Genomic DNA, 25,574 nt, shown 5'->3' with positions numbered 1-25,574 from the left:
GGGACGTTACGGTAGTGAAAGCCCGGGCACCTTTCAAGGACCCGGGCAGACGAGGCGTGCCGTCAGACCCTGGGCGTCGGCAGCGAAGAGGCGTCGGACTCGCGCCATTGGCTCTGCAGGAGCTGCTGGCTGCGGTTCACATCGCCCAGCTGGATGGCCACCCGGGCCAGTTCACCGGCGGTGACCGCGGACGGCCGCTGCGCCAGGCTGCGCTCCAGATATTCGCGCGCCTTGCCCCACAGCTGGTTGTTCATGCACAGCCGGCCCAGGGCCAGCAGTAGCACCGCGTCCTGGGGTCGGTCCTTGAGCCAGCCCTCGGCATGGTGCAGCGGGCGACTGGCGTCGCGCGGACGCAGCTGGCCATAGAGCTCCACCAGGCGCTCGTCCCACTGGCGATTGAGAGTAATGTGCAGCACCTCCTCGGCCAGATCGTCGCGGCCGATGGCGCGCAGCTGACGTGCATAGGCCAGTACCACCGCGGCATCGCCCTTGAGCGCCGTGGGCACCTGTTGCCACTGGGCATCCACCGCCGATTCCGCGCCCTGGGCGGGAACCTCGTCGAGGGTGGCGATCCAGACCTTGCGTTCCAGGTCATCCTGCTCCTGGGGCCGCAGCACCTGCTGCTTGCGCAGTTGCGGCAGCAGGGCGATCAGCGCCGGCCAGTCGCGCAGGGTCACCTGCAGGCGCTGCAGCTGCAGCAGCACCTCGCCATTCTTCGGATACTTGGCCTGCAACGGCGCCAGGCTGTCGCGGGCTTCCAGGTATTGGCCCCGGTCGATCTGCAGTCGCGCCTGTTGCAGGCCGATGGCCAGTTCGGCCTGGGGCTCGCGCTCGCGGGCCTGGCGCAGCAGGCGATCCCGTTCTTCCAGGTCACCCAGCTCGTTGGCGGCGCGGGCAGCACCCAGCAGCACGAACAGCGGCTGGTCGGCGTGCTCGGCGGCGCCTTTCAGATGCTTGAGGGCACCGCTCCAGTTGCCTTCGGCCAGTTCCAGCTGCCCCTTGTGGCGAGCCTGCTCCAGGCGGCGCTGGCGATTGTGCCGCGACCAGGGATTGAGCACCTTGCCGGTCAGACCCAGGGCGCCCAGCACCAGCTTGAGGATGTAGAGCGCCAGCCAGGCGGCCACCAGCATGGCCAGGAAGGCCCAGAGACTCGATTCGTAGCGGAAGTTGCTGTAGGACAGCAGGACGTAGCCCGGCTCCTTGGCCAGCACCACGGCGACGCCCAGGCCGACAAGCAGGGCGAACAGGAACAGCAGGTACAGGCGCTTCATGGGCGATTCTCCTGAGCCGCGCCGGCGGCGGCATTGTTCGGCTGGATTTGCTGACGCTGAGCGATGTAGGCCTGCAGCGCGGTCAGGGCCGGGGTCAGGTCAGGCGCTTCGAAGGTGACCGGACGCTCGGCCAGCTCCTGCAGACGCAGCTTGACCGCACGGCTGTCGGGATTCTGGTTGTTGAAGTGCGCGGCGAGGACGTCTTCGGCCTGCTCGATGGAGAGCCGATAGACCTCCTGATTGCCGTTGAGCACGGCCCACTGCGCCTGCTCCAGCGCCAGGCTCATGGCCAGGCGCACCTGGGCGAGGGACTCCTCGGCCAGCAGCGGACGGATCGGCTGATCGGCGGAAAAGTCGATGCGGAAGTAGCTGGAGATGCGCTGGCGGAAATCCTGCCACCATTGCTGCAACGCATTGCTCGGCGGGACCGCGGCCTTTTCCACGCCGGGCTGGTCGGCCACCGTGGTGGAGAAGCGTGGCGGCAGGGGCTCCAGGCTCTGCACCTGGTTACGCAGCGAGGCCAGCTGGACGAACTGCCCGGTACGATCCAGATCGGGCAACTGGCGCAGGGTCTGCTGGGCATTGGCCACCTGCTGACGCGCGTTGAAGGCGGCCGGATCGTTTTGCGCCTTGAGGATGTCATCGACGCCCTGCAGCAGATTCTGGGCACTGGGCACATCCTGTAGCGCGGTCATGCGCAGGGTCGCCATGCGCAGCAGGTGCTCGGCTTCGGTCAGTCGCCAGGCCTGGCGACTCTGGCCGACCACCTCCTTGAACTGCTCGGCGAGGTGCTGCTGGTCACCCTGCAGCTCGGCCAGCTGACGGCGGCGCTCTTCCAGCTCGTTGGCCGAGGGCAGGCGGCCCAGATCGGCACTCAACGCCTGGTTGCGGTTTTCCAGCTGGCGCAGCTGGCTGCGCAGATCCTCGGCCTGGGCGGCCTGGCTCTGCTCGGCCTGACGCACCTGCTGCAGTTGCCAGACGCTCCAGCCGCCGACGCCCAGGCCACCGGCGGCTACCAGCAGGGCCAGCAGCGCCAGGCCGGACGCCTTGCCCGAGCCCTTGCGGCGCACGCCTGCCGGTGGCGGTGGTGGCGGCGGCGAGGCAGGGGTCACGACTGGATCGGGAGAGACGTCGTCGGCGCGGGGGGCTTGAGTTTCGCTCACGGGAATTCCTTGTAGGGTCAATCCGGATGGTGATGGGCAAGCGCGGCGATCAAGGCACTGGCGCTGGCGCCCTGGCACTCGATGATGAGTTCGCAGCCGCTGGCGCGAGCCAGTTCGGCAACACGGGCGCTGGGTACCAGCAGGGGATAACGGCGCACCGCGGGCCAATCCGCACCCGCACAGGCCTGCAGATGCGCGAAACCCTGCCCACTGCTGACCATGATGGCATTCAGGCGTTCCGCTGCCAGGGTCTCTAGGACCTGCCCTGCGGGGTACTGCGGGCACTGGCGGCGATAGAGTTCGAGCACCTCGACGCGGGTGCCGCGGGCGGTGAGGGTTTCGACCAGCAGGTCGCGGCCGCCCTCGCCGCGCAGCAGCAGCACCTCGGGCTCCGGGCGCTGCAGGGCTTCCTGCAAGGCCGGCAGCGCCAGCAGGCCTTCGCTGTCCTCACGCTGGGGGTGGTGCACCAGCAGCCCATAGTCTTCGAGCACGGCGGCGGTGGCCGCACCTACGGCGAACCAGGCCTGCAGCGGCGGTTGCGGCCAGTACTGATCGAGGGCGGCGAGACCCAGACGAGCCGCCGGCTTGCTCACCACCAGTACGGCGGCATAGCGATCGAGATTGAGCCAGAGCGAGCGCTGTGCGGGCGTTTCCGCCAGCGGCTGCAAGTCCAGCAAGGGCAGGCTGGCAGTGGCGATGCCCGCCTGGGCCAGGGCGGCGGCGAGCGGTGGATTCTCCTCCGCCGGCCGGGTCAGCAGCAGCCGCCAGCCGCTCATGATGCGCCGCTGGTCCCGTAGACGGCATCGAGGATGTCCTGGGCGCCCTGGGCGAGCAGGTCCTCGGCCACCGCCACGCCAAGGGTGGCGGGATCGTTCAGCGGGCCGCGGGCCTCGGCGCGCAGCAGCAGGCCGCCATCGGGCTGGCCGACCAGACCGCGCAGCCAGAGCAACTCGCCCTGCTGCACGGCATAGCAGGCGATAGGCACCTGGCAGCCGCCATTGAGACGGCGATTCAGGGCGCGCTCGGCAGCGACCCGGCGTTCGGTGTCGAAATGGTGCAGGGGTTCGAGCAGCGCATGGACCTCGGCATCGTCGGTCCGGCACTCGATGCCCACGGCGCCCTGGCCACCTGCCGGCAGGCTGTCCTCGACAGTCAGGTATTCACGGATGCGCGCGGCGAAGCCCAGGCGGATCAGTCCGGCGGCGGCCAGGATGATGGCGTCGTAGTTGTCGGCATCGAGCTTGGCCAGCCGGGTATTGACGTTGCCGCGCAGGAAGCGGATCTCGAGATCCGGGCGCAAGGCCAGCAACTGGGCCTGGCGCCTCAGGCTGGACGTCCCCACCACGCTGCCCCGGGGCAATTCGGCAAGACCGCTGTAGCGATTGGAGACAAAGGCATCGCGCGGGTCTTCCCGCTCGCAGATGGCGTACAGGCCGAGGCCTGCAGGAAACTCCATGGGGACATCCTTCATGGAGTGCACGGCGATGTCGGCGCTGCCGTCGAGCAGGGCGTTTTCCAGTTCCTTGACGAACAGGCCCTTGCCACCGATCTTGGCCAGCGGCGCATCAAGCAGCTTGTCTCCACGACTTATCATCGGCAGCAGGCTTACCCGCAGACCCGGATGCGCCGCTTCGAGGCGGTCTTTGACAAAGTTGGCTTGCCAGAGCGCCAGGGCACTCTGGCGCGTGGCGATACGAATTTCGCGGGGCATGGGCATTACCGGCACGTCAGGACGTCAGATTGCCGGCCATGATAGCAAATCGACCGGCGCCGCTTTTGCGCTGCGCACCGGTCGTCGGCCCATGAACGTGTCAGATGCTGTGCATCAGGCGGCGCACACCGGCCACGTGGCGGCGGCTGACGGTCAGGGCGTCGCCGTTCATGCCCTTGAGGAACAGCTGGAAGTGACCCAGGGGCGTCCGCTGCAACCGCTCGATGCGCTCGCGGGAAACCAGCGCATTGCGATGGATGCGCACGAAGCGCTCGCCGAATTCGTCTTCCAGCGCCTTGAGCGGCTCGTCCAGCAGCACTTCGCCGCCGGAATGCCTGAGGGTCACGTACTTGTGATCGGCGATGAAGTAGACCACGTCGTCCAGCGGGATCAGCTCGATGCCCTTGCGGGTGCGCGCGCTGATGTGGCTGCGCGGACCCGGGCCTCCACTGGCCGGCGGCTTGGTCAGGGCAGCCAGCTGCATCCGGTTGGGACGCTGGGCCTTGCTCAGCGCAGCGGCCAGGTCTTCCTGCCGCACCGGCTTGACCAGATAGCCCACGGCGCTGACCTGGAAGGCGTCGAGCGCGTATTCGTCGTGGGCGGTCACGAAGATCACCGCGGGCGGCGATTCGCGCTCGCAGAGTCGCGCGGCCACCTGCAGGCCGTCCAGACCCGGCATGCGGATGTCGAGCAGGACGATGTCAGGCTTGAGGTTTTCGACCAAAGCGAGGGCTTCCTCACCGTTGGTGGCTGTTGGCTCCAGGGCGGTATAACCGTCCAGTTGCCCCACCAGACGGGCCAGACGCTCGCGCGCCAAGGGTTCGTCATCGACGATCAGGACATTCATAAGCTCAGGCTTCCCGCATGAGTCGCTCGCATGGATAGCGAAGAGACGTTGTATGCCGCTGGTCGCGGCGTTCGATTTTGAGACTCGCAGCTGGTCCGAAAAGTGCCGTCAATCGCGCCTCGATATTGCTTAAAGCTTGACGGGTGCCCTTGGGTGGGCGTGGCTGCTGCTCCACCTCCGGGTCATAGGGATTGCTGATGACCAGTTCGAAGACCCCGTCCCGGTAGGTGGCGAAGATGGTCACCAGGCCGCCTTCGATGCGCGGCGCGACGCCATAGATCAGGGCGTTTTCCAGCAGCGGCTGCAGCGTCAGCTGGGGAATCGGCAGGTCCGCCGGCACCCCGTCCACGTCCCACTGCAGCTGCAGGCGATCGCCCAGGCGCAGGCGCTCGATCTCCAGATAACGCCGCGACAGTTCCAGCTCCTCGGACCAGCGTACCCGGCTGCCCGGCTGGGCCAGGCTGGCGCGAAACAGCGCCGACAGGTCCAGCACCGCACGCTCGGCCTTGTCGGCGTCCAGGGCGACCAGGCTGGCGATGCTGTTCAGGCTGTTGAACAGGAAATGCGGGCGGATGCGTGCCTGCAGCGACTCGATGCGCGCCTGCAATTCGGCCTGCTGCTGGCGGCGCCACTGGCTCTGCAGCCAGAAGTAGCGCAGCAGCAGCATGGACATGATCAGGGCGATCAGCGCGTGTCTCATGTACAGCCGCACCTCGCCGACCCGCTGCAGCGGTCCGGCCAGCTGCAGCCAGTCGGCCACCAGGGTGCAGAGCAGCGTCAGGGCCACCACGATGGCGCAGCAGAAGCCGCCCGCCACCACCGGTCGATGGCGTGCCAGCCAGGGCCGCAGGCGACAGAGCAGCGCCGCCGACAGCAGCACGATCCACTGCACGAACAGCGACACCAGCGCCAGGCGGATCCAGTTGAACTGCAGGGTGAAGGGCTCTGCCAGCACCAGGACGAGGACCAGCAGCTCGGCCAGCACCACCAGCACGAGCAGGGCTTCCGGTTCGCAGAGCGCCGGGACGAAGAAGTCGTCGACCTTGACCGGTCGGGGAGTTTTGCGGCGTTCGAGTATCATGGAGGCAGTGTGGGTCAGATACCACTCGTCGGCAAGTCGGCTCCGTTGAATCGGGCCGGCGCCCGCTCGGGACTGCTATCATCGGCCCCTTCTCATCCTTACCGACAAGCCCAGCAGCAGGCCGATCCATGAGCAGCGAAAAAACCAACCAGTCCTGGGGCGGACGCTTCAGCGAACCCGTCGACGCCTTCGTCGCCCGCTTCACCGCCTCGGTGGACTTCGACAAGCGCCTCTATCGCCACGATATCCTCGGCAGCCAGGCCCATGCCCGCATGCTGACCCAGGCCGGGGTGCTCAGCGAAGCCGAGCGCGACGCCATCATCGCCGGGCTGGACGAGATCCGCGGCGAGATCGAGGCCGGCACCTTCGAGTGGCGCGTCGACCTGGAAGACGTGCACATGAACATCGAGGCGCGCCTGACCGAGCGCCTGGGCGTGGTCGGCAAGAAGCTGCACACCGGACGCAGCCGCAACGACCAGGTGGCCACCGACATCCGCCTGTGGCTGCGTGACGAGATCGACGCCATCCTCGTCGAGCTCAACCGTCTGCAGGAAGGCCTGCTGCAACTGGCCGAGACCGAAGCCGATACCATCATGCCCGGCTTCACCCACCTGCAGACCGCACAACCGGTGACCTTCGGCCACCACCTGCTGGCCTGGTTCGAGATGCTTTCCCGCGACCACGAGCGCCTGGTCGACTGCCGCAAGCGTGTCAACCGCATGCCCCTGGGCAGCGCCGCGCTGGCCGGCACCACCTACCCCATCCAGCGCCAGGTCACCTGCGAACTGCTGGGCTTCGAGGCCATTGGCGGCAATTCCCTGGACGGGGTCTCGGATCGCGACTTCGCCATCGAATTCTGCGCCGCGGCCTCCCTGGCGATGATGCACCTGTCGCGCTGCTCCGAAGAACTGGTGCTCTGGACCAGCGCCCAGTTCCAGTTCATCGACCTGCCCGACCGCTTCTGCACCGGCTCCTCGATCATGCCGCAGAAGAAGAACCCGGACGTCCCCGAGCTGGTGCGCGGCAAGACCGGCCGGGTGTTCGGCGCCCTCACCGGCCTGCTGACCCTGATGAAGGGCCAGCCGCTGGCCTACAACAAGGACAACCAGGAAGACAAGGAACCGCTGTTCGACGCCGCCGACACCCTGCGCGACTCCCTGCGGGCCTTCGCCGACATGGTCCCGGCCATCAAGCCCAGGCGCGAGATCATGCGCGAGGCGGCCCGCCGTGGCTTCTCCACCGCCACCGACCTCGCCGACTACCTGGTGCGCAAGGGCCTGCCCTTCCGTGACTGCCACGAGATCGTCGGCCACGCGGTCAAGTACGGCGTGGACAGCGGCAAGGACCTGGCCGAGATGAGCCTGGACGAACTGCGGCGCTTCAGCGACCAGATCGAGCAGGACGTCTTCGCCGTTCTGACCCTGGAAGGTTCGGTCAATGCTCGCGACCATATCGGCGGTACCGCCCCGGCCCAGGTCCGCGCCGCCGTGCAACGCGGTCGCGCGCTGCTGGCCCAGCGCTGATCCGGCCACTGCGCTGCTCGCTCGCAGCTCCGCGGGCGGGCGTGCAAGCCGCCGGCCGAAGACCCCGCCCCTGCCGCTCATCGGCAGGGCGAACGGGTGTAAGGGCTCACTCCACCGTCGAGCAGGCGCCTGAGCCGAAGACAAGGGCTCTAGGCCAGGGCTCTCTGCGCAAGGGGGCCGGAAAGCCGGTCAGACGACGGCCGACCAGCCGTTGATAGGTACGACGACTGGCGCTCAGGACTGCGACCCGGCAGCCGATACTGGAGACTTGACCAGCCGTTCGAGTCAAGTCTCATGCGCCTTTCAGCCTGTTCCATCCTGCTTTGCGGAATGTTCGCCGCGGCTTCCAGCCAGGCCGCCCTGCCACCACCGCTGCCACAGACGCTCACCTGGCATGTCCAGCTGAACGGCGTGCTGCAAAAGCCCAATCGCACCCTCTACGACATCGATCTCTATGACACCAGCAAGACGGTGATCGCCAACCTGAAGGGCAATGGGAAGACGGTGATCTGCTATTTCAGCGCCGGTACCTGGGAGGACTGGCGGCCCGACGCCGCGCTCTATCCCAAGGCCGCCCTGGGCAAGGCGCTGGACGCCTGGCCGGGCGAACGCTGGCTGGATATCCGCCGTGCCGACGTCCGCGCCTTGCTGGCCAAGCGGCTGGACCTGGCGGTGCAGAAGGGTTGCCAGGGCGTGGATCCGGACAACGTCGACGGCTTCAGCAATCCCAACGGTCTCAAGCTGACCAAGGCCCAGCAGCTGGACTTCCTCAACTGGCTGGCTGACGAGGCGCACAGGCGCAGTCTGCTGGTGGGTCTGAAGAACGCCGTGGACCTGGTGCCGAGCCTCTACGGCAAGTTCGACTTCGCCCTCAACGAGAGCTGCTACGACTACGCCGAGTGCAACGCCTACAGCTACTTCCGCACCCAGAAGAAACCGGTGATGATCATCGACTATGGCCTCTACAGCACCAAGCGCTGCAGCCAGGCCAAGACCTCGGGCTACAACCTGCAGTTCTACCCGCTGTCGCTGGCGGCGCTGGGCACCGCCTGCAAGTAGGCAGGCGCTCAGTCGAGCCCGGCCTTCTTGTGCGACCTCTGTCCCAGCGCGATCCAGTCCAGATCGCCCTCGCCTTGGGCAACGGCCTCCAGCAAGTTGTCTCTCAGGACGCTAGCGAAGGGTAGCGGTACCGCCTTTTCCTGACCGGCCGCCAGGGCCAGGCCGACGTCCTTGAGTCCCAGGCTGAGCTTGAAGGCCGCCGGCGAGAACTTTCGCTCGGTCAGCAGGCGGCCGTAGTTCTGGTACACCGGCGCGGCGAACAGGGTGCTGGTGAGGATATCCAGCAGCGCCGCGGGCTCTACGCCATAGCTGCGCGCCAGGGCGGTACTTTCGCCCATGGTCTCGATGGCGCTGGCGATCATAAAGTTGCCGGCGATCTTGACCACATTGGCCTGCCGCGGCTCCGTGCCCACCGGCCAGGTCTTGCGCCCCAGGACGTCGAGCAGTGGTTGGACGCGCTGGATCGCTTCGGGCTCGCCCGCCACCACGATGTTGAGTTGGCCACTGGCGGCCACGTCGGTGCGCCCGAACACCGGCGCCGCCACATAACCCACGCCCGCCTCGGCATGGCGCGCGACCAGTTCGTCGACCAGGGCCACCGACAGGGTGGCCATGCTGACGTGGACCAGTCCGGCCCGTGCCTGCTGCAGGGCGCCGCTGTCGAGGATCACCTCGCGGGTAGCGGCGTCATTGGCCAGGATGCTGAAGACCACCTCCACGTCGAAGGCGTCCGCCGGCGTCGCTGCCGCGCGGGCACCCTGCCCGACCAGCGCCTGGACCGGCTCCGAGGAGCGATTCCAGACCACCACCTCATGGCCCGCCTTGAGCAGATTGGCGGCCATGCCCTGGCCCATGCCACCCAGACCGATGAATCCGATACGCATAGCTTTGCCTCCTCGAGGTGCGATGGATGCCGCCGGCTACAGCCAGCGGCGAAACTTGAACCAGGCATAGGGAATCAGCGCCGAGACCACCATGGCGCCCAGCGCCAGCGGATAGCCGAAATGCCAGTCCAGCTCCGGCATGACCTTGAAGTTCATGCCGTAGATGGTGCCCACCAGGGTCGGTGGCAGGAACAGCACCGAGGCGATGGTGAACACCTTGACGATGTTGTTCTGCTCCACGCTGATCAGGCCCAGGGTGGCGTCGAGCAGAAAGCCGATCTCGCCGTTCATCTTGGCCTGGTAATCGCTCAGCGAGCGGACGTCGCGTTCCAGCGTCTTGAACCAGGTCTTGGCCGTGCCGGAGATCCAGGTGGCACCCGCGCGCCGCAGGTAGGAGACGATGCGATTGATTCCCAGCAGACTCTCGCTGAGCTGGGCCAGCAGCTGGTTGCTGCGACCGAGCTGCTTGACGATGGATTGCAGGTCGGTCTTCGGCTGCTTGGCCTGATGGGGGTCCAGGGGTTCGCGAAACACCGCCTTGGCCAGGCGATTGAGATGCGCCTGTACCGATTCGAGGATGTCGGCCACGCGGTCCACCAGGCTGTCCAGCAGCGAGGCGAAGATGACATCGCTGCGGCAGTGCTGGCTCGCCTGCTGCTGGGCCTTGCCGAGAAAGGTCTTGAAGGCGGCCAGTTCGGCGTAGCGCACCGTCACCAGCCACTCGGGCGTCAGCACGAAATTGACCACCGAGGCCTGCGGCTGATGCTCGCTGAAGCCGCTGACCACGGTGGTGGTCAGGTGCAGGGCCTGGTCGGTCTGATAGAGTCGCGAGGATTCCTCGATCTCGGCGATTTCTTCCCGGGTGGGGATGTCCATCGCCAGTGCCTGCTCCAGATAGCGCTCTTCCGCCTCACTGGGATCGAGCAGATCGACCCAGAGCAGATCCGCGGGCAGCGGGTCTCCCGGCGACAAGGGCTGCGCGACCAGCTCGTCGGCGGACAGGCGATAGCAGGTGATCATCGAGAAGACTCCAGGCCAGAATCAGGGGTCGCACTGTAACAAAAGGTATCCAGACATGATTGACCACGCCGATGACGAAGAATCCTTCGTGTCCTCCCATCTGATCGAAGCGGTGGAGAACCAGCTCGCCGCTGGCCAGCCGGATTATGTCCAGGCCGTGCTCAACAAGCTGACCCTGGTCGGCTACGAGCGCGAAGAGGCCGTGCTGCTGATGGCCCAGGCGCTGTCCTACGAGATCGCCGCCATGCTCGACGCCGATCGCCCCTTCGACGGCGCCCACTACGAGCGCCTGCTACGGGCTCTACCGGAACTGCCCGAGGTCGCGGACGACTAGGCCTCGGCCGGCTCCAGCGCCAGCAGTTCCACCTGCTGCTCCTTGCCGCCGGGTACCGGCCAGCTGAGGTGCTCGCCGGGCGTCGCGCCGAGCAGCGCGCTGCCGGCCGGCGCCAGCACCGAGACCCGTCCCTCGCCACCAGCGTCCTCCGGATAGACCAGCACCACCTGGTACTCCTTGCCGGTATCGGTCTCGCGGCAACGCACCCGCGAATTCATGGTGACCACCGCACCGATCTCCTCGGGCGCCACTACCCGCGCCTGGGCCAGTTCCTCGTCCAGGGCCTCGGCCACGGGCCCGAATTCGGGCAGGGCGTCGAGCAGCCTTTCGAGACGGGGCAGATCGACGGCGGAAACGGTAATGGGCGATGCATGGCGCATGGCGGACTCCTGGAGGACAAGACGACGCGGCCCCTGCCGCGAGCAGCGACGGACCAACGGGATGACGGGCAACGGACGCCCAGTGAGAAGCCGCGACAGGGGCGGCAAAAGAAAACGGCGCTCGAAAGGCGCCGATAGAGCCTGTTCAAAGGCTCGCGAGCTAGCGACAAACAAGGCGAAAATGGCCGAGGAAGCGCAGTTTACGAGTAGTAAATGAGCATTCCGACCGGGCTGGCGACCCAGGACATTTTCAACGCCGTTTGGCCGACGCGCAGCAGACTTTGAACAGGCTCTTAGGTCACGCTAGCACAGGGGTCTTGGCAGCGGTCAAGCCGCACCGACCGCAGGTCGTCAGAGCCTGGGCAAAGCAACGCTCTCGCCGGTCTGCTCCAGGGTCACCCGCACCAGCAGCGCACCGAGGGTCTCGGACGAGGTGTCGCAGATCCAGCTCTGGCCATCCCAGTCGAAGTGATAGCCACCCGATCGCGCCGCCACCCAGAGCTGCACCAGCGGGGGCTGGCGGCTGAGAATGACCTGGCTGCCGTTGTCGAACTTGATCGTCAGCACGCCACCGGCATTTTCCAGATCGAGGTCCAGCCCGCTGTCGTCATAGGCGTCTTCGACCTGGCGCTGGGTCTGGTCGACGAGGTGATGGAATTGCGCTTCGCTGAGCCGGCTCATGACGATCCTCGAAAGAAGGGAAACAATCGCCGCACGGTAGCGGGCCGCCCAGATGGCGTCCAGTCGCGGCTGTTGCCGGCAGCTGCGCTTCAGCCATCCGGGCGTGTCAAAGAGTCGCTCAACCCCGTTATACTCCGGGCAATATTCGCCTGAATAAAGGTTTAGCGTCATGAAGCGCCTGTCTCTCCTCTTCATCGCCTGCGCCTGCCTGCTGGCCGGCTGCGGTCAGAAAGGCCCGCTGTACCTGCCCGACGACCAGAAAGCCGCCAAAGAACACCGCCACGACGTGTTCTAGGGAGCCACCATGGAAGTCTTCGCTGTCCGTGCAGGTGAACTGCATGCGGAAGGGGTAGCCCTGAGCGCTGTGGCGCAGGAATTCGGCACCCCCGCCTACGTCTATTCGCGAGCGCACATCGAGGGGCAGTACCGTGCCTATACCGATGCGCTGGCCGGTCTGCCGCACCTGGTCTGCTTTGCGGTCAAGGCCAACTCCAACCTCGGCGTGCTCAATGTCCTGGCCCGCCTCGGCGCCGGCTTCGACATCGTTTCCCGTGGCGAACTGGAACGCGTCCTGGCCGCCGGTGGCGATCCGCGCCGGGTGGTGTTCTCCGGGGTCGGCAAGACCCGTGACGACATGCGCCGCGCCCTGGAAGTGGGCGTGCACTGCTTCAACGTCGAATCCACCGACGAGCTGGAACGGCTGCAACAGGTGGCCGCGGAGCTGGGTGTGGTCGCGCCGATCTCGTTGCGGGTCAATCCCGATGTCGACGCCGGTACCCACCCCTACATCTCCACCGGTCTCAAGGAAAACAAGTTCGGCATCGACATCGCCGACGCCGAGGCGGTCTACGCCCGCGCCGCCGAGCTGCCGAATCTGCAGATTCTCGGGGTGGATTGCCACATCGGCTCCCAGCTCACCACCCTGCCGCCCTTCCTCGATGCCCTCGACCGCCTGCTGGCGCTGATCGATCGCCTCGCCGAGCGCGGTATCGTCCTGCGCCACCTGGACCTCGGTGGTGGCCTGGGCGTGCGCTATCGCGACGAGCAGCCGCCGCTGGCCGGCGACTACATCCAGGCCATCCGCGAACGCATCGTCGGGCGCAACCTGACCCTGGTGTTCGAACCCGGCCGCTTCATCGTCGCCAACGCCGGCATCCTGCTGACCCGCGTGGAATACCTCAAGCACACCGCCCACAAGGATTTCGCCATCGTCGACGCGGCGATGAACGACCTCATCCGTCCGGCGCTGTACCAGGCCTGGATGGCGGTGGAGCCGGTGACCGCGCGCCAGGGCGACGCCCGCCGCTACGACCTGGTCGGTCCCATCTGCGAGACCGGCGACTTCCTCGCCAAGGACCGCGAGCTGGTCCTGGCCGAAGGCGATCTGCTGGCCATCCGCTCCGCCGGGGCCTATGGCTTCACCATGAGTTCCAACTACAACACCCGTGGCCGTGCGGCCGAGGTGATGGTGGATGGCGACCAGGCGCACCTGGTCCGTCGGCGCGAGACGCTGGAAGAACTCTTCGCAGGCGAGAGCCGGCTGCCGGCCTGAGGGGAGTTCCATGCAACTGCGCTTCACCAAGATGCACGGTCTGGGCAACGACTTCATGGTCCTCGACCTGATCAGCCAGCACGCGCACATCCAGCCCAAGCACGTTCGTCTGTGGGGTGACCGCAAGACCGGTGTCGGCTTCGACCAGCTGCTGATCGTCGAGACCCCCAGCACCCCGGACGTGGACTTTCGCTATCGCATCTTCAACGCCGATGGCTCCGAGGTCGAACAGTGTGGCAATGGTGCCCGCTGCTTCGCCCGCTTCGTCTTCGACAAGCGCCTGACGGTCAAGAAGCAGATCCGCGTCGAAACCAAGAACGGCATCATCGAGTTGCACCTCAAGGGCGATGGCATGGTGCGCGTCGACATGGGGGCACCGCGCCTGCAGGCAGCCGAGATTCCCTTCATCGCCGAGGCGGAGATGCTGAGTCATGCCATCCAGGTCGAGGGCGAGACGGTCGAGCTGGCGGTGGTCTCCATGGGCAATCCCCATGGCGTGCTGCGGGTCGCCGACGTCGACCAGGCACCGGTGCTCACCCTCGGTCCCAAGCTGGAGTGCCATCCGCGCTTTCCGCAAAAGGCCAACATCGGCTTCCTGCAGATCATCGACGCCCAGCGCGCCCGCCTGCGGGTCTGGGAACGGGGCGTCGGCGAAACCCGTGCCTGCGGCACCGGCGCCTGCGCCGCCGCCGTGGCCGGGATCCGCCAGGGCTGGCTGAAATCGCCGGTCAGCATCGAATTGCCGGGCGGTCTGCTCAACATCGAGTGGGACGGCGTCGGTCAATCGGTGCTCATGACCGGTCCGGCCACCCGTGTCTACGAAGGCCAGGTAAGAGTATGAGCGACACCCCCGAACTGACTGCGGACCAAGTCGCCGACTGGCTGCTGGATCATCCGCACTTCTTCGCCGATCGCGAAGAGCTGCTGGCGGAGATGCGCGTCCCCCACCAGCGGGGCACCGCCATCTCCCTGGTCGAGCGGCAACTGGGTCTGCTGCGCGATCGCAATGGCGAGATGCGCCACCGCCTCACCCACCTGATGGACGTGGCGCGGGACAACGACCGGCTGTTCGACAAGACCCGGCGGCTGATCATCGGCCTGCTCGACGCCAACAGCCTCGAAGAGGTGATAGGCACCGTCGAGGACAGCCTGCGCCATGAATTCAAGGTGCCCTACGTCGGCCTCATCCTGTTCCACGAGCATCCCCTGCCGGTCGGCCGCAGCGTCACGCCCGCCGAAGCACAAAAGGTGATCGGCGGCCTGCTGGGCGGCGAGAAGACCACCAGCGGTGTCCTGCGCGCCCACGAACTGGCCTTTTTGTTCGGCGATTCGGCCAAGGAAGAGGTCGGCTCCGCGGCTGTCGCCGCTCTCTCCCATCAGGGTCTGCATGGCGTCCTGGCGATCGGCAGCCCCGATCCCCAGCACTATCGCAGTAGCCTGGGCACGCTGTTCCTGAGCCACGTGGCGGAAGTCCTGGCGCGGGTACTGCCGCGCTTTCCCGTCCCCTTGCGTACGGTGCGCTGAGCCCGGGAGCGGAGCATGCAGGTCCAGCTCGATGCCTATCTCGACCACCTGCGGCTGGAGCGTCAGGTTTCGCCCCACACGCTTGACGGCTACCGGCGCGACCTGCGCAAGCTGCTGACCTTCGTCGAAGCCGAAGGCCTGAGCGACTGGGGCGGCCTGGACAGTCGCCGCCTGCGCGCCCTGATCGCCCAGCTGCACCGGGCCGGCGCCTCCAGTCGCAGCCTGGCGCGGCTGCTGTCGGCCTGCCGCGGCTTCTATCTCTACCTGATCCGCGAAGGCCACTGCAGCCAGGATCCGGCCCATGGACTCACGCCCCCCAAGGCACAGAAGGCCCTGCCCAAGGTGCTCGACGTCGACCGCTCCATGCAGCTGCTCGATGGCGCCGTGGAGGACGACTTCCTCGGCCTGCGTGATCAGGCGCTGCTGGAGCTCTTCTACAGCTCCGGACTGCGCCTCTCCGAGCTGGTCGGACTGGATCTCGCGGACGTGGATCTGGCCCAGGGGCTGGTCCAGGTGCGCGGCAAGGGGAACAAGGAGCGGGTGCTGCCCATCGGCAGCAAGGCCCGGGACGCCCTGGAGGCCTGGCTCAAGGTCCGACTGCAGGCCGCACCGCGCGACGACGCCCTGTTCATCGGCCAGCGCGGCCTGCGCCTGACGCCCCGCGCGGTACAGTTGCGGGTGCGCGAGGCCGGCGTGCGCGAACTGGGTCAGCACCTGCATCCGCACATGCTCAGGCACAGCTTCGCCAGCCACATGCTCAGCGCCTCCGGCGATCTGCGCGCGGTGCAGGAATTGCTCGGCCACGCCGACATCGCCACCACCCAGATCTACACCCACCTGGACTTCGGCCAGCTCGCCGAGGTCTATGACAAGGCGCACCCCCGCGCCAAGCGCAAGGCCAGCCGATGACGATTCGCCTCGTGACCTTCGACCTCGACGATACCCTCTGGGAAATCGCGCCGGTCATCCATTCCGCCGAAGCCCTTCTGCGTGACTGGTTCGCCGCCTCCGCACCGCGGCTGGGCAGCGTTCCGGTCGAGCATCTCTGGGCGATCCGCGATCACCTGCTGCAGCAGGACGCCGGTCTCAAGCACCGGGTCAGCGAGATGCGCCGCCGGGTCATCCATCAGGCGCTGCTCGATGCCGGCTATGTCGAGCCCGAGGCTGCCCAGCTGGCCGAGGCGGGCTTCGCGGTCTATCTGGCCGCTCGTCAGCAGGTCACCCTGTTCGACGACGTCCACCCCACCCTGGAGCGCCTCGCCGATCGCTATACCCTGGGGGTGCTGACCAATGGCAATGCGGATGTGCAGACCATCGGCCTGGCCGACTATTTCCGCTTTGCCCTGAATGCCGAGCAGCTGGGCGTCGGCAAACCCGACCCCACGCCTTTCCGCGAGGCCCTGCGTCTCACCGGCATCGCGGCCGACGCCACCGTGCACGTGGGCGACAACCCCGTGGACGATGTCGCCGGCGCCCAGCGCGCCGGTATCCGCGCCGTCTGGTTCAACCCCTTGCAGAACCCCTGGCAGGGTCCTGGCAAGCCGGATGCGGAGATCCGCAGTCTGAGCGAACTTCCCTCCCTGTTGGAAGGTTGGTCAGGCCGGCCGTAAAGTCAGTAATACCAAATGCTGAACGGCTGATTTTTCGTGCTCGCCGGTCGTCTACTAGGCCCCTGGGTTTTGTTAACCAATCGCCAAAATATTCGTCACACTTATCGACCTCGACAGCAGAAGCTTTGCGACCCCCTTCACCAAAAGCCGCGGGGCTGGGCGATTTTTTGCCAAGCACACCTCATTTGGCCGCCGATTCCTTGATAACAACAGCGCCGATAGCCGTCTCGCTGGCCGGATTTCCCCTCCGGACCTCGCGTTGACAGTGCTAACCCTTTTGACAATCATTGCGACAAGTTCGAAGTAGCGCTGGGATTGCGCGCTGAACCAGCCGCCGTTCAGGTCAGGGAAGACAGCATTACCTCCCCCCTCCTCTGCGTCTCGCCGATGGCTTCTCAAGTTCCTGCTCAAACATTGTCAGGTCTTGATATCGGTAAATAACCCTCTGTTCATCCCGTCCAGGTGCAAACCCGTGCGGTAGCCATGTCCCAAGCGGACTGGTTACCACCCAAGTCACGGCAAACCTGTGCGGTAGCCATGCCCGGTGCTGGACAGAAGGGGACGATCACCGTGCCAGCGAGCACCTGCAGGACTACAGGGATGTCACCCGAGCGGGACTTAATTCTTTTTACCCAGGCAACTTCAACCCTGCCCACAGCAGGCCGGCAAGTGGCTCAGCCAGGCCAACTTCGGCCTGCCCCCGTCATCGACGGCCTGGCCCTGTTTAGTTTGGAAAGTGCTTGGCAGACAGCTTCGAGCAAGTTCTCTTACTTCTGCTGCCGACACGGGCGGATTAATTATTGGCAAGGGTTAAAACAGGTACTGACCGACATTCATCAGACGGTCATTAAGTCAATAAAGATTAAAACGATCCGCTGCATTTTTTGCTGACTGCCGGGCACTGTGAAAGCCAGTTTCAATCACGTTAATTGCGCCTTGAAGGCGCACAGAGAGGATGCCCCGATGGCAAGGAATGATCTATCGGAATCGACATTAGGATGTCTAATTGGCGGTGCCGGTCCGGCAGGCCTGGGATTCCTGTTCAATGCCATCAAGCGCGGTGCTCTGGAGCAACTTGCCCAGGCCGGCACCATCATCGTCGATGCCGGGACCGAACTCGGTGCCGGCAAGCTGGGTGACTATCAGATCATCGCCAACTCGGTGAGCGACGTCTTTCTGGACTGCCTGCGCGATCCGCTGCTGGCGCCCATCCTGGCCCCGCTGCAAGCATCCCCGACCTTTCGCCACCTCAAGCTGAATTCCCAGGAAGCACCGGCGCTGCCCATCGTCGGCCAGCTCTTCCAGCAGGCCGCCGGCCTGGTCCTGCCCTGGCTCGAACGCCAGTACGGCATCCCCACCTGGCGCCAGACCCGCATCACCGAAGTGACCTGCGAAGGTTCGAGCTATGTCGTCTGGCTGGAACAGGCCGGCGCCATCCGCCGCGTCCGCACCTCCAGCCTGGTGCTGAACCTGGGCGGCAAGCAGACCCGCCACAGCTTCGAAGAAAGCATCCAGGCCATGGGCCTGCAGCTGCCCCAGAGTGCCTCGATCGACAGCTCCGACAATCTGCTGCGACTGCAACCCGAAGCACTGCGCCAGCGCTATCGGGCTCGTCTCAAGGATGGCGGTCCGATCTGCGTGGTCGGGGGTTCTCACAGCGCCTTCTCCGCCCTCGACAACCTGGCCAGCGCCCTGCACCACGATGGTCTGCGCGAACTGACCCTGGTCCATCGCTCACCGATCCGGCTGTTCTACGAGACCGCCGCCGAAGCCCTGGCCGCCGGCTACCCCTTCGACCCGCTGCAGGACATCTGCCCCATCTCCAAGCGGGTCAACCGCTCCGGCGGACTGCGCTACCGCGCCCACGAGATCGGCCGCCAGGTCCTTGCCGGTCAGGGCATCGGCGGTACCCCGGTCAAGGTCAAGACGCTGCAACTGGATGGCAGCGCCGAACAACTGGCCAACGCCCAGACGCTGTTCGACAGCGCCGCCTTGCTGGTGCAGGGCATGGGTTACCAGCCCGTCGTGCCCGAGCTGCGCTGCCAGGACGGCCGTCCGCTGACCCTGCGCACCCTGCGCGGCGGGCTGGACTCCGATGCCGCCGGCAGCCCACTGGACCAGCACGGCCAGCGCCTCAAGGGCCTGCACCTGTTCGGCCTGGGCTCGGGATTGGCAGTGGATCCCCGCCTGGGGAGCGAGGCGTCCTTTTCCGGACGCATCTACGGGGTCTGGCAGTTCCACAACGATGCCAGTCGCGAGGCCCTGGAGTCGGTTCTGGAACGTCTGGACAAGCCCGGCGCCGCCTTCCGGCAACCGGCCAGTCCGGTCGCCGAACACGCTTGACCGAACCGACACGTATCAAGGACTCGATAAGCAGGTACCGGATCATGATCAATGTGACCAAGCCCTACCTTGGCGATAAGGAACGCTTCAAGGCGTATATCGACAAGATCTACGCCAACAACTGGATCACCAACCAGGGCCCTCTGCACGCTCAGCTCGAAGAGCGTCTGCGCGACTATCTGGGCGTCAGAAACATCATCCTGGTCAACAACGGTACCCTGGCCCTGCAGGTCGCCTATCGCGCCCTGGGCCTGACCGGTAGCGCCATCACCACGCCGTTCAGCTTCGTCGCCACCACCAGCACCCTGCACTGGGAGGGGATCCGGCCGGTGTTCGCCGACATCCATCCGGAAACCTGGAACCTGGATCCGGCCAACGTCGAAGCCGCCATCGAGCACGACACCTCGGCCATCGTCGCCACCCACGTGTTCGGCAATCCCTGCGATGTGCGCGGCCTGCAGCAGGTCGCCAACCGCCACGGCCTGAAGGTCGTCTACGACGGCGCCCATGCCTTCGGCACCCTGTTCGAAGGCCGCTCGGTCCTGCAGTGGGGCGACATCACCACCGTAAGCTTCCACGCCACCAAGCTGTTCCACACCATTGAAGGCGGCGCGATCATCACCGAAGACGACGAGCTCGCCGAGCGCGTCCGCCGCATGATCAACTTCGGCATCGTCGATGCTGAACGCATCGAAGGCGTGGGCATCAACGCCAAGCTCAACGAGGTCTCCGCGGCCATGGGGCTGTGCATCCTCGACGAGCTGGAAGACATCCTGGCCCGCCGCGCCGTCATCGGTCAGCACTATGAGAGACGCCTGCAAGGCGCCTTCGACCTGCAGCGGCCCACCTACGGCACCCAGCTGAACTACAGCTACTTCCCGGTGGCCCTGCGCGACGAGCCGAGTCTGCTGGATACCAAGAAGGCGCTGAACGCCGTCGGCATCAATCCGCGCCGCTACTTCTATCCGTCGCTGGAAACCCTGGACTACCTGCAGCCCCAGGCGATCAAGCCGGTCTCGCGCAAGCTGAGTCACCGCATCCTCTGCGTGCCACTCTACCCGGACCTGCCGCAGGCGACCCAAGACCTGCTGATCGACACCCTGCTCCTCGCGCAGCAGAAAAAGACCAGCATGGAATCCCTGCGGGCACTCATCACCCCGGCACAGCTGCTGCCGAGCTGGGATTTTCCCGGCGACTCCTCTCCTGCTCTAACTTGACCCTGGCCCGCTATCTCCCATGACCAGTCCCGCGAAAGTGTCGGTGTTGCGCAACACCCTGATCAACTATGCCGGCCAAGCCTATGCGCTGCTGATCGGCATCTTGATCCAGCCGATGTATCTCGGTCATCTGGGTGCCGAAACCTATGGTCTGATCGGCTTCTTCGCCGTGCTGCAGACCTGGCTGCAACTCCTCGACGTCGGCATTTCCGCGTCCCTGGTGCGCGATGTCGCCCATGGCCGTGGCCAGGCCAGCGCCGGGCGCACCCGCGGCCAGCTGCTGCGCTCGCTGGAATTCATCTTCATCCCCCTGGCGACCCTGGCCTTTGTCGCCATCGAGCTGAACTCGGAGTGGATGGCGGGTCACTGGCTCAACGTCCAGGGGCTGCCCACCGAGACCGTGGCCCACTGCATCGGCCTGATGGGGCTGATGATCGCCTTCCGCCTGCTGTCGACGCTGTACAAGAGCGGCGTCCAGGGGGTCGAGCTGCACGGCTGGCTGAATCTGGTCAATGTGCTGATCGCCACCGTCCGCTACTTCGGCGGCCTGATCCTGGTGATGTGGATTTCCCAGGAGCCGCTGGACTTCTTCGTGTTCCAGGCCTTCGTCGCCGTGTTCGAGATGCTGGTCTATGCGCTCAAGGCCTATCGCCTGCTGCCCAACCCCACCTGGTGGAGCGGCTTCGACTGGCAGCGGGTCAAGCCCATCGTGCCCTTCGCCCTGAGCATGTCCTTCACCTCGATCCTGTGGATCGCCCTGACCCAGCTCGACAAGCTGGTGCTGTCCAAGGCGCTGCCCCTGGCCGAGTACGGCTACTTCAGCCTGGTGGCGCTGATCTCCACCGGCATCGTCACCCTGACCAACCCGCTGGTACAGGCCCTGCTGCCGCGCATGACGGTGCTGGTGTCCCAGGACAAACCGCTCGAACTGGAACGGCTCTATCGCAACGCGGCGCGCTTCGCCTTCGCCATCCTGCTGCCGCTGGCGGCCATGGTGGCCTTCCATGGCGAGGCGCTGGTCTTTGCCTGGACCGGCGACAAGGTCTCCGCCCACTGGAGCGAGCCGATCCTGTTCTGGTACGCCCTGGGCTCGGCGCTGCTCGCCCTGAGCCAGTTCCAGTTCTATCTGCAGTACGCCTACGGCAAGTTGCGCCTGCACGTCTGGTACAGCCTGGTATCCGCGGCCATCTCGGTGCCCATCGTGATCCTGGTGGTCCTGCACTACGGCGCCTATGGCGCAGCGCTGGCCTGGTTCTTCATGCGCCTGATCCCCTTCGTGATCTGGCCGATGATCGTCCACGGCCGCTTCGCGCCGAATCTGCAGCGCTACTGGAACCAGGACCTGCTGGTGGCCGTGGTGGTGACCGCCATCGGCGTGGGCCTGAGCAAGCTGCTGTACCAAGAGATTCAACCGCAGGAGCGGTTCGCCATCCTGGCCACCCTCGCCCTGGGCGGTGGCCTGACCCTGGTGCTGATGGCGCTGAGCTACGTGCTCTGTTCTCCGAAACAGACCCGCTCGCGCCTGTTTTCCCAACTCTACAAAGCAGGTATCTGACATGGACGCTCGGACCGAAGCAGAGATCATGAAGAACTGGCCGACGAATTGCAGTCGGCCGGTCGCCAGCATCGTCTGCCTGACCTTCAACCATCGCGAGTACATCGGCCAGGCCATCGACGGCTTCCTGCGCCAGCAGACCGATTTTCCTTTCGAGATCATCGTCAACGACGACGCCTCGACCGATGGCACCCGGGAAATTCTCAAGGACTACGAGAGTCGCTATCCCCGGCTGATCCGCCTGATCCTGCAAAAGGAAAACCAGTACAGCCAGGGCAAGCCCTATGGCATGCCGGTGTTCCAGCACGCCCGCGGCGACTACATCGCCTACTGCGAAGGCGACGACTACTGGAACGATCCGCGCAAGCTGCAGCTGCAGGTGGACTTCCTGGAGAACAACCGGGACTACGCCCTGACCTTCCATGCGTCCTATGCCTTCAACAGCAAGGGGATCGTCAATCCGCAGCGGTTCGGTGGCCAGGATCACTACGACCGCAGCGAAACCGACCTGAAGAAGGCGCTGCCGCTGTCCACCCTGACCGCCTGCTTCCGCAATGTCCTGCGGGAACTGCCGCCGGAGCTGGAAACCGCTGCGCTCATGGACATCGTCTGGTGGTCGCTGCTCGGTGCCCACGGCAAGGGCAAGTTCATGGACGAGATCCGCCCCGCCGCCTACCGCGTGCACGAGGGCGGGATCTTTTCCATGCGTGCCAGCCAGAAGCGCCTGCAGATGGATCTCCACACCCAGTACTGCCTGGCCAACTACTACTACCGGCTGGGCGAGCGCGACCTGCATGTCTTTTTCCTGCGCCAGGTCCTGAGTCTTTCGCTGTCTTCGATTCCACCGACGCAGAAGGTCAAGGCGCTTCTACGGGCGGTAAGCAACATCACCCTCAACATCGGCCGACGCTTCGCCCCCAAACGCGTCACCTACTGAACTTACACAGAGCAGTTTTCCGGCTGCCAGGTATCCAGCTAAAAGGAAGGGACCCCAATGACCGTCATGCAGCGCTCTTCGTTCGAACAACACGAAGAACAACATCTGGATCTCAAGACGATGGCCCTCACGCTTCTTGACCACAAGAAGCTGATCGCGGGCATCACCGCGGGCTTTCTGGCCGTGGGTATCGCCTACGCCGTGCTGTCCACCCCGCAGTACGTCGCCGGGGCGATGATCCAGATCGAACCCAAGAAGAATGCGCTCACGGCGGTTGCCGAGACCGTGGTGCGACCCAATTCGGCCTCGCCGGCCGTGGCCGAGATCGAGCTGCTGAAGTCGCGCGCGGTGCTGACCAAGACCGTGGAGAATCTGCGCCTGGACATCGAGGCCAAGCCGCGCTTCTTCCCGCTGATCGGCCACTACCTGTGGCGCCACTACGAAGCCGAGAAGCCGGGTCAGCTGGCGGACAGCTGGCCGCAACTGCGCGGCTTCGCCTGGGGCGGCGAGCAGATCGACGTCTTCCAGTTCGACGTCCCGGACGACATGTACGGCGAGACCCTGACGGTGGTCGCCGGCAGCAACGGCCGCTATCGCCTGCTGGACAAGGACAAGCAGCCGCTGCTCGACGGCCAGGTCGGCCAGATGGCCGCCGGTAACGGCTATCGCATGCAGATCAAGACCCTGACCGCGCGCCCCGGCACCGAATTCAAGGTGACCCGCAATCGCGTCATCACCACCGCGCAGCTCTATCAGAATCGCATCAAGACCAGCGAAGCCGGCAAGGAGTCGGGGATCATCTACCTGTCCCTGGCGGACGAGAATCCCGACCTGGCCAAGAGCGTCCTGTCCGAGATCAGCCGCCTGTACGTCATGCAGAACGTCGAGCGCAGCTCGGCGGAAGCCGCCCAGCGCCTGGACTTCCTGCGCGGCCAGCTGCCGGCGGTGCGCAAGGATCTGGAAAGCGCCGAAGCGGCCCTGAACAGCTATCAGACCAACAGCCGCTCCGTGGACATCAGCCTGGAAACCAAGGCCGTCCTGGACAAGATCGTCACCCTCGACACCTCCATCTCCCAGCTCAAGCTCAAGCAGGCCGAATACGATCGCCTCTATACCCGCGATCACCCCAGCTACAAGACCCTGCTGAACCAGCTTGCCCAGCTGGAAGTGGAAAAACGCAGCCTGCAGCGCAAGGTGGAAGCCCTGCCCAGCACCCAGCAGGAACTGCTGCGCCTGAACCGCGACATGAAGGTCACCAACCAGACCTATCAGCTGCTGCTGAACCAGGCCCAGGAACAGGACATCATCCGCGCCGGCACCATCGGCAACGTGCGCCTGGTCGACAACGCCGACGTCAACCTCGACGAGCCGGCCACCAATCGCAAGATCGCGCTGATCCTGTCGCTGCTGCTGGGTCTGGTGACCTCCGTGGTGGTGGTCTTCGTCCGCCAGGCCTTCCAGAAGGGCATCGAGAATCCCGACACCGTCGAACAGATTGGCCTGCCGGTCTATTCCACCCTGCCCTTCACCAAGGACCAGGAGCGCCTGAATCGTCGCCTGAAGAAGAAGACCCGTACCGGCGAACCCAACCTGCTGAGCGTGGTGCAACCGGCCAACCTGGCGGTGGAATCCCTGCGCAGCCTGAGATCCAGCCTGCACTTCGCCATGCTGGAAGCCAAGAACCGGGTGATCATGATTTCCAGCCCGACCCCGGGCGTCGGCAAATCCTTCGTCTCCAGCAACCTCGCCACCGTGGTCGCCCAGTCGGGTCAGCGCGTGCTGCTGATCGACGCCGACATGCGCAAGGGCTATCTGCATCGCGTGTTCGGCCTGCAACCGCAAGCCGGCCTGTCCGAGCTGCTGACCGGTCGCAGCAAGCTGCGTGAAACCATCGTGCCGAGCGGTATCGCCCAACTGGACATCATCAGCTGTGGCCAGGCCGCGCCGAACCCCTCGGAGCTGCTGATGCACGCCAACTTCTCCCGTCTGCTGGACGAAGTGGGCAGCCTCTACGACCTGGTGATCATCGATACCCCGCCGATCCTGGCGGTGACCGATGCCGCCCTGGTGGGTCGCCTCGCCGGCACCACCCTGCTGGTCACCCGTTTCGGTCAGAGCACCCTCAAGGCGGTGGAGAACTCCCGTCGTCGCTTCGCCCAGAACGGCATCACCATCAAGGGCGCCATCCTCAACGGCGTGCAGCGCAAGGCCTCGACGTCCATGGAAGACGATGGCGTCTACGGCTACTACGAATACGGCCCCCGTACCTGATACGCCGCTCCGCCGCACCTGACTGCCCCTAGAGAAGGAACTCGCCCATGACGCTCGCCCATCCCGCCGGTCACTGGTATCTGGTGCAGACCAAGCCCAATCAGGAAGTCCGCGCCGAAGAAAACCTGAGCAGACAGGGTTACGTCTGCTTCCGGCCCCAGCGCGAGCGCAAGGCCTCCGGCAGAAGTCGCGCGAGCGGCAGCGAGTCGCTGTTCCCGGGGTATCTGTTCATTCAGCTCAACGACGTGAACGACAACTGGTACCCCATCCGCTCGACGCGCGGCGTCAATCGGATCGTCAGCTTCGGCACCCAGCCGACGGCCGTGAGCGAAGGCATCATCGACGACATCCGCCAGCGCCTCGCCGCGCTGGCGGAACCTGCACCCAGCCATCAGCCCGGTGAGACCGTGCGGGTGCAGTACAGCCAGGAGCTGGAAATGGACGCCGTGTTCCTGAGTGCCGATGGCAACGAGCGGGCCATCATCCTGCTGCGCATCCTGCAACGCGAACAACGGGTCAGCGTCGCTCTTGATCAACTGTCGGCAGTCGCCACCGTCAACCAGCGGCTGCGCGCCTGACCAAGAACTGTAAGGCCCTTTGGAGGAATCTGT

At 65.5% G+C, this 25,574-nt stretch carries 25 protein-coding genes; 15 read left to right on the top strand and 10 right to left on the bottom strand.

What is annotated here, in order from left to right:
• Nucleotides 1-62: 62 nt before the first annotated feature.
• The 6 genes from QE444_RS04095 to QE444_RS04070 all read right to left on the bottom strand — a co-directional run bounded on the left by QE444_RS04095 (nucleotide 63) and on the right by QE444_RS04070 (nucleotide 6,073).
• Nucleotides 63-1,271, bottom strand: a complete 1,209-nt coding sequence (locus tag QE444_RS04095) for a heme biosynthesis HemY N-terminal domain-containing protein (protein WP_133860450.1) — start codon at nucleotides 1,269-1,271, stop codon at nucleotides 63-65.
• Entirely contained in the window at nucleotides 1,268-2,434 is a 1,167-nt protein-coding gene (locus QE444_RS04090) for a uroporphyrinogen-III C-methyltransferase (protein WP_273862556.1), read from the bottom strand. The genes QE444_RS04095 and QE444_RS04090 overlap by 4 nt, the downstream gene beginning before the upstream one ends.
• 17 nt (nucleotides 2,435-2,451) lie before the next feature.
• A complete protein-coding gene (locus QE444_RS04085) occupies nucleotides 2,452-3,210 on the bottom strand; it encodes a uroporphyrinogen-III synthase (RefSeq protein WP_309737397.1) in 759 nt (252 codons plus the stop codon).
• A complete protein-coding gene (gene hemC / locus QE444_RS04080) occupies nucleotides 3,207-4,145 on the bottom strand; it encodes a hydroxymethylbilane synthase (RefSeq protein ID WP_133860447.1) in 939 nt (312 codons plus the stop codon). The genes QE444_RS04085 and hemC overlap by 4 nt, the downstream gene beginning before the upstream one ends.
• Nucleotides 4,146-4,245: 100 nt before the next feature.
• Nucleotides 4,246-4,992 carry a LytTR family DNA-binding domain-containing protein gene (locus QE444_RS04075; RefSeq protein WP_007161369.1) on the bottom strand — a complete coding sequence of 249 codons (747 nt, stop codon included), beginning with the start codon at nucleotides 4,990-4,992 and terminating at the stop codon, nucleotides 4,246-4,248.
• Between the two features lie 4 nt (nucleotides 4,993-4,996).
• Nucleotides 4,997-6,073: a sensor histidine kinase gene (locus QE444_RS04070; protein WP_133860446.1), complete on the bottom strand. Its 1,077-nt coding sequence runs from the start codon at nucleotides 6,071-6,073 to the stop codon at nucleotides 4,997-4,999.
• A 128-nt stretch (nucleotides 6,074-6,201) separates the two neighbouring features.
• Here QE444_RS04070 and argH point away from each other — a divergent pair, with 128 nt between their 5' ends.
• Both argH and QE444_RS04060 read left to right on the top strand, forming a co-directional pair.
• Nucleotides 6,202-7,596, top strand: a complete 1,395-nt coding sequence (gene argH / locus QE444_RS04065; RefSeq protein ID WP_273862559.1) for an argininosuccinate lyase — start codon at nucleotides 6,202-6,204, stop codon at nucleotides 7,594-7,596.
• Between the two features lie 294 nt (nucleotides 7,597-7,890).
• Nucleotides 7,891-8,655: an endo alpha-1,4 polygalactosaminidase gene (locus QE444_RS04060; protein WP_280309842.1), complete on the top strand. Its 765-nt coding sequence runs from the start codon at nucleotides 7,891-7,893 to the stop codon at nucleotides 8,653-8,655.
• A gap of 8 nt (nucleotides 8,656-8,663) precedes the next feature.
• Here the strand turns inward: QE444_RS04060 and QE444_RS04055 are convergent, their stop codons facing one another.
• Together QE444_RS04055 and QE444_RS04050 are read right to left on the bottom strand one after the other, a co-directional pair.
• Nucleotides 8,664-9,539 (bottom strand): NAD(P)-dependent oxidoreductase, encoded by an 876-nt coding sequence (locus QE444_RS04055; protein ID WP_309737396.1) that lies wholly within the window; start codon nucleotides 9,537-9,539, stop codon nucleotides 8,664-8,666.
• 36 nt (nucleotides 9,540-9,575) lie between these two features.
• Nucleotides 9,576-10,559, bottom strand: a complete 984-nt coding sequence (locus QE444_RS04050; RefSeq protein WP_133860443.1) for a magnesium transporter CorA family protein — start codon at nucleotides 10,557-10,559, stop codon at nucleotides 9,576-9,578.
• A 55-nt stretch (nucleotides 10,560-10,614) separates the two neighbouring features.
• Here QE444_RS04050 and QE444_RS04045 point away from each other — a divergent pair, with 55 nt between their 5' ends.
• A complete protein-coding gene (locus QE444_RS04045) occupies nucleotides 10,615-10,893 on the top strand; it encodes a hypothetical protein (RefSeq protein WP_187980891.1) in 279 nt (92 codons plus the stop codon).
• Here the strand turns inward: QE444_RS04045 and rnk are convergent.
• Both rnk and cyaY read right to left on the bottom strand, forming a co-directional pair.
• The gene (rnk, locus tag QE444_RS04040) at nucleotides 10,890-11,273 is read right to left on the bottom strand and encodes a nucleoside diphosphate kinase regulator (protein WP_007161376.1); all 384 of its coding nucleotides are present in this window, start codon (nucleotides 11,271-11,273) and stop codon (nucleotides 10,890-10,892) included. The two genes, QE444_RS04045 and rnk, sit on opposite strands and share 4 nt — an antisense overlap.
• A gap of 351 nt (nucleotides 11,274-11,624) precedes the next feature.
• A complete protein-coding gene (gene cyaY, locus QE444_RS04035) occupies nucleotides 11,625-11,954 on the bottom strand; it encodes an iron donor protein CyaY (RefSeq protein WP_309737395.1) in 330 nt (109 codons plus the stop codon).
• 169 nt (nucleotides 11,955-12,123) lie between these two features.
• Here cyaY and QE444_RS04030 point away from each other — a divergent pair, with 169 nt between their 5' ends.
• The 12 genes from QE444_RS04030 to rfaH all read left to right on the top strand — a co-directional run bounded on the left by QE444_RS04030 (nucleotide 12,124) and on the right by rfaH (nucleotide 25,541).
• Nucleotides 12,124-12,249, top strand: coding sequence for an LPS translocon maturation chaperone LptM (locus QE444_RS04030; RefSeq protein ID WP_007161378.1), 126 nt, complete (start codon nucleotides 12,124-12,126; stop codon nucleotides 12,247-12,249).
• Nucleotides 12,250-12,258: 9 nt separating this feature from the next.
• A complete protein-coding gene (lysA, locus tag QE444_RS04025; protein ID WP_309737394.1) occupies nucleotides 12,259-13,506 on the top strand; it encodes a diaminopimelate decarboxylase in 1,248 nt (415 codons plus the stop codon).
• Between the two features lie 10 nt (nucleotides 13,507-13,516).
• Nucleotides 13,517-14,347, top strand: coding sequence for a diaminopimelate epimerase (dapF, locus tag QE444_RS04020; protein ID WP_309737393.1), 831 nt, complete (start codon nucleotides 13,517-13,519; stop codon nucleotides 14,345-14,347).
• The gene (locus QE444_RS04015; protein WP_007161381.1) at nucleotides 14,344-15,030 is read left to right on the top strand and encodes a DUF484 family protein; all 687 of its coding nucleotides are present in this window, start codon (nucleotides 14,344-14,346) and stop codon (nucleotides 15,028-15,030) included. Before dapF ends, QE444_RS04015 begins: the two co-directional genes overlap by 4 nt.
• 15 nt (nucleotides 15,031-15,045) lie before the next feature.
• Nucleotides 15,046-15,939: a tyrosine recombinase XerC gene (gene xerC / locus QE444_RS04010; protein ID WP_133860439.1), complete on the top strand. Its 894-nt coding sequence runs from the start codon at nucleotides 15,046-15,048 to the stop codon at nucleotides 15,937-15,939.
• On the top strand, nucleotides 15,936-16,640 hold the full coding sequence (locus QE444_RS04005; protein WP_187980888.1) for an HAD family hydrolase: 705 nt from the start codon (nucleotides 15,936-15,938) through the stop codon (nucleotides 16,638-16,640). The genes xerC and QE444_RS04005 overlap by 4 nt, the downstream gene beginning before the upstream one ends.
• 963 nt (nucleotides 16,641-17,603) lie before the next feature.
• Nucleotides 17,604-18,983, top strand: coding sequence for a pyridine nucleotide-disulfide oxidoreductase (locus QE444_RS04000; protein ID WP_280309853.1), 1,380 nt, complete (start codon nucleotides 17,604-17,606; stop codon nucleotides 18,981-18,983).
• Between the two features lie 44 nt (nucleotides 18,984-19,027).
• Nucleotides 19,028-20,200, top strand: a complete 1,173-nt coding sequence (locus tag QE444_RS03995) for a DegT/DnrJ/EryC1/StrS aminotransferase family protein (protein ID WP_133860436.1) — start codon at nucleotides 19,028-19,030, stop codon at nucleotides 20,198-20,200.
• 19 nt (nucleotides 20,201-20,219) lie between these two features.
• Nucleotides 20,220-21,755: an oligosaccharide flippase family protein gene (locus tag QE444_RS03990; RefSeq protein ID WP_309737392.1), complete on the top strand. Its 1,536-nt coding sequence runs from the start codon at nucleotides 20,220-20,222 to the stop codon at nucleotides 21,753-21,755.
• A gap of 1 nt (nucleotide 21,756) precedes the next feature.
• The gene (locus tag QE444_RS03985) at nucleotides 21,757-22,692 is read left to right on the top strand and encodes a glycosyltransferase (protein ID WP_133860434.1); all 936 of its coding nucleotides are present in this window, start codon (nucleotides 21,757-21,759) and stop codon (nucleotides 22,690-22,692) included.
• A 57-nt stretch (nucleotides 22,693-22,749) separates the two neighbouring features.
• Nucleotides 22,750-24,963, top strand: a complete 2,214-nt coding sequence (locus QE444_RS03980; protein ID WP_158889728.1) for a polysaccharide biosynthesis tyrosine autokinase — start codon at nucleotides 22,750-22,752, stop codon at nucleotides 24,961-24,963.
• A gap of 47 nt (nucleotides 24,964-25,010) precedes the next feature.
• On the top strand, nucleotides 25,011-25,541 hold the full coding sequence (gene rfaH / locus QE444_RS03975; RefSeq protein ID WP_133860432.1) for a transcription/translation regulatory transformer protein RfaH: 531 nt from the start codon (nucleotides 25,011-25,013) through the stop codon (nucleotides 25,539-25,541).
• The last annotated feature ends 33 nt before the right edge of the window (nucleotides 25,542-25,574 follow it).

It is taken from the genome of Pseudomonas sp. SORGH_AS_0199 (assembly GCF_031453735.1).
Taxonomy (GTDB): Bacteria; Pseudomonadota; Gammaproteobacteria; order Pseudomonadales; family Pseudomonadaceae; genus Chryseomonas; species Chryseomonas aestiva.
This window is presented reverse-complemented; position numbering and strand designations above follow the sequence as displayed.

What these genes read in the sequence shown, in the direction of transcription:
- QE444_RS04095 (WP_133860450.1), bottom strand. Translation starts at nt 1,271, where the DNA reads ATGAAGCGCCTGTACCTGCTGTTCCTGTTCGCCCTGCTTGTCGGCCTG.
- QE444_RS04085 (WP_309737397.1), bottom strand. Translation starts at nt 3,210, where the DNA reads ATGAGCGGCTGGCGGCTGCTGCTGACCCGGCCGGCGGAGGAGAATCCA.
- hemC (WP_133860447.1), bottom strand. Translation starts at nt 4,145, where the DNA reads ATGCCCCGCGAAATTCGTATCGCCACGCGCCAGAGTGCCCTGGCGCTC.
- QE444_RS04075 (WP_007161369.1), bottom strand. Translation starts at nt 4,992, where the DNA reads ATGAATGTCCTGATCGTCGATGACGAACCCTTGGCGCGCGAGCGTCTG.
- QE444_RS04070 (WP_133860446.1), bottom strand. Translation starts at nt 6,073, where the DNA reads ATGATACTCGAACGCCGCAAAACTCCCCGACCGGTCAAGGTCGACGAC.
- argH (WP_273862559.1), top strand. Translation starts at nt 6,202, where the DNA reads ATGAGCAGCGAAAAAACCAACCAGTCCTGGGGCGGACGCTTCAGCGAA.
- QE444_RS04060 (WP_280309842.1), top strand. Translation starts at nt 7,891, where the DNA reads ATGCGCCTTTCAGCCTGTTCCATCCTGCTTTGCGGAATGTTCGCCGCG.
- QE444_RS04055 (WP_309737396.1), bottom strand. Translation starts at nt 9,539, where the DNA reads ATGCGTATCGGATTCATCGGTCTGGGTGGCATGGGCCAGGGCATGGCC.
- QE444_RS04050 (WP_133860443.1), bottom strand. Translation starts at nt 10,559, where the DNA reads ATGATCACCTGCTATCGCCTGTCCGCCGACGAGCTGGTCGCGCAGCCC.
- QE444_RS04045 (WP_187980891.1), top strand. Translation starts at nt 10,615, where the DNA reads ATGATTGACCACGCCGATGACGAAGAATCCTTCGTGTCCTCCCATCTG.
- rnk (WP_007161376.1), bottom strand. Translation starts at nt 11,273, where the DNA reads ATGCGCCATGCATCGCCCATTACCGTTTCCGCCGTCGATCTGCCCCGT.
- cyaY (WP_309737395.1), bottom strand. Translation starts at nt 11,954, where the DNA reads ATGAGCCGGCTCAGCGAAGCGCAATTCCATCACCTCGTCGACCAGACC.
- QE444_RS04030 (WP_007161378.1), top strand. Translation starts at nt 12,124, where the DNA reads ATGAAGCGCCTGTCTCTCCTCTTCATCGCCTGCGCCTGCCTGCTGGCC.
- lysA (WP_309737394.1), top strand. Translation starts at nt 12,259, where the DNA reads ATGGAAGTCTTCGCTGTCCGTGCAGGTGAACTGCATGCGGAAGGGGTA.
- dapF (WP_309737393.1), top strand. Translation starts at nt 13,517, where the DNA reads ATGCAACTGCGCTTCACCAAGATGCACGGTCTGGGCAACGACTTCATG.
- QE444_RS04015 (WP_007161381.1), top strand. Translation starts at nt 14,344, where the DNA reads ATGAGCGACACCCCCGAACTGACTGCGGACCAAGTCGCCGACTGGCTG.
- xerC (WP_133860439.1), top strand. Translation starts at nt 15,046, where the DNA reads ATGCAGGTCCAGCTCGATGCCTATCTCGACCACCTGCGGCTGGAGCGT.
- QE444_RS04005 (WP_187980888.1), top strand. Translation starts at nt 15,936, where the DNA reads ATGACGATTCGCCTCGTGACCTTCGACCTCGACGATACCCTCTGGGAA.
- QE444_RS04000 (WP_280309853.1), top strand. Translation starts at nt 17,604, where the DNA reads ATGGCAAGGAATGATCTATCGGAATCGACATTAGGATGTCTAATTGGC.
- QE444_RS03995 (WP_133860436.1), top strand. Translation starts at nt 19,028, where the DNA reads ATGATCAATGTGACCAAGCCCTACCTTGGCGATAAGGAACGCTTCAAG.
- QE444_RS03990 (WP_309737392.1), top strand. Translation starts at nt 20,220, where the DNA reads ATGACCAGTCCCGCGAAAGTGTCGGTGTTGCGCAACACCCTGATCAAC.
- QE444_RS03985 (WP_133860434.1), top strand. Translation starts at nt 21,757, where the DNA reads ATGGACGCTCGGACCGAAGCAGAGATCATGAAGAACTGGCCGACGAAT.
- QE444_RS03980 (WP_158889728.1), top strand. Translation starts at nt 22,750, where the DNA reads ATGACCGTCATGCAGCGCTCTTCGTTCGAACAACACGAAGAACAACAT.
- rfaH (WP_133860432.1), top strand. Translation starts at nt 25,011, where the DNA reads ATGACGCTCGCCCATCCCGCCGGTCACTGGTATCTGGTGCAGACCAAG.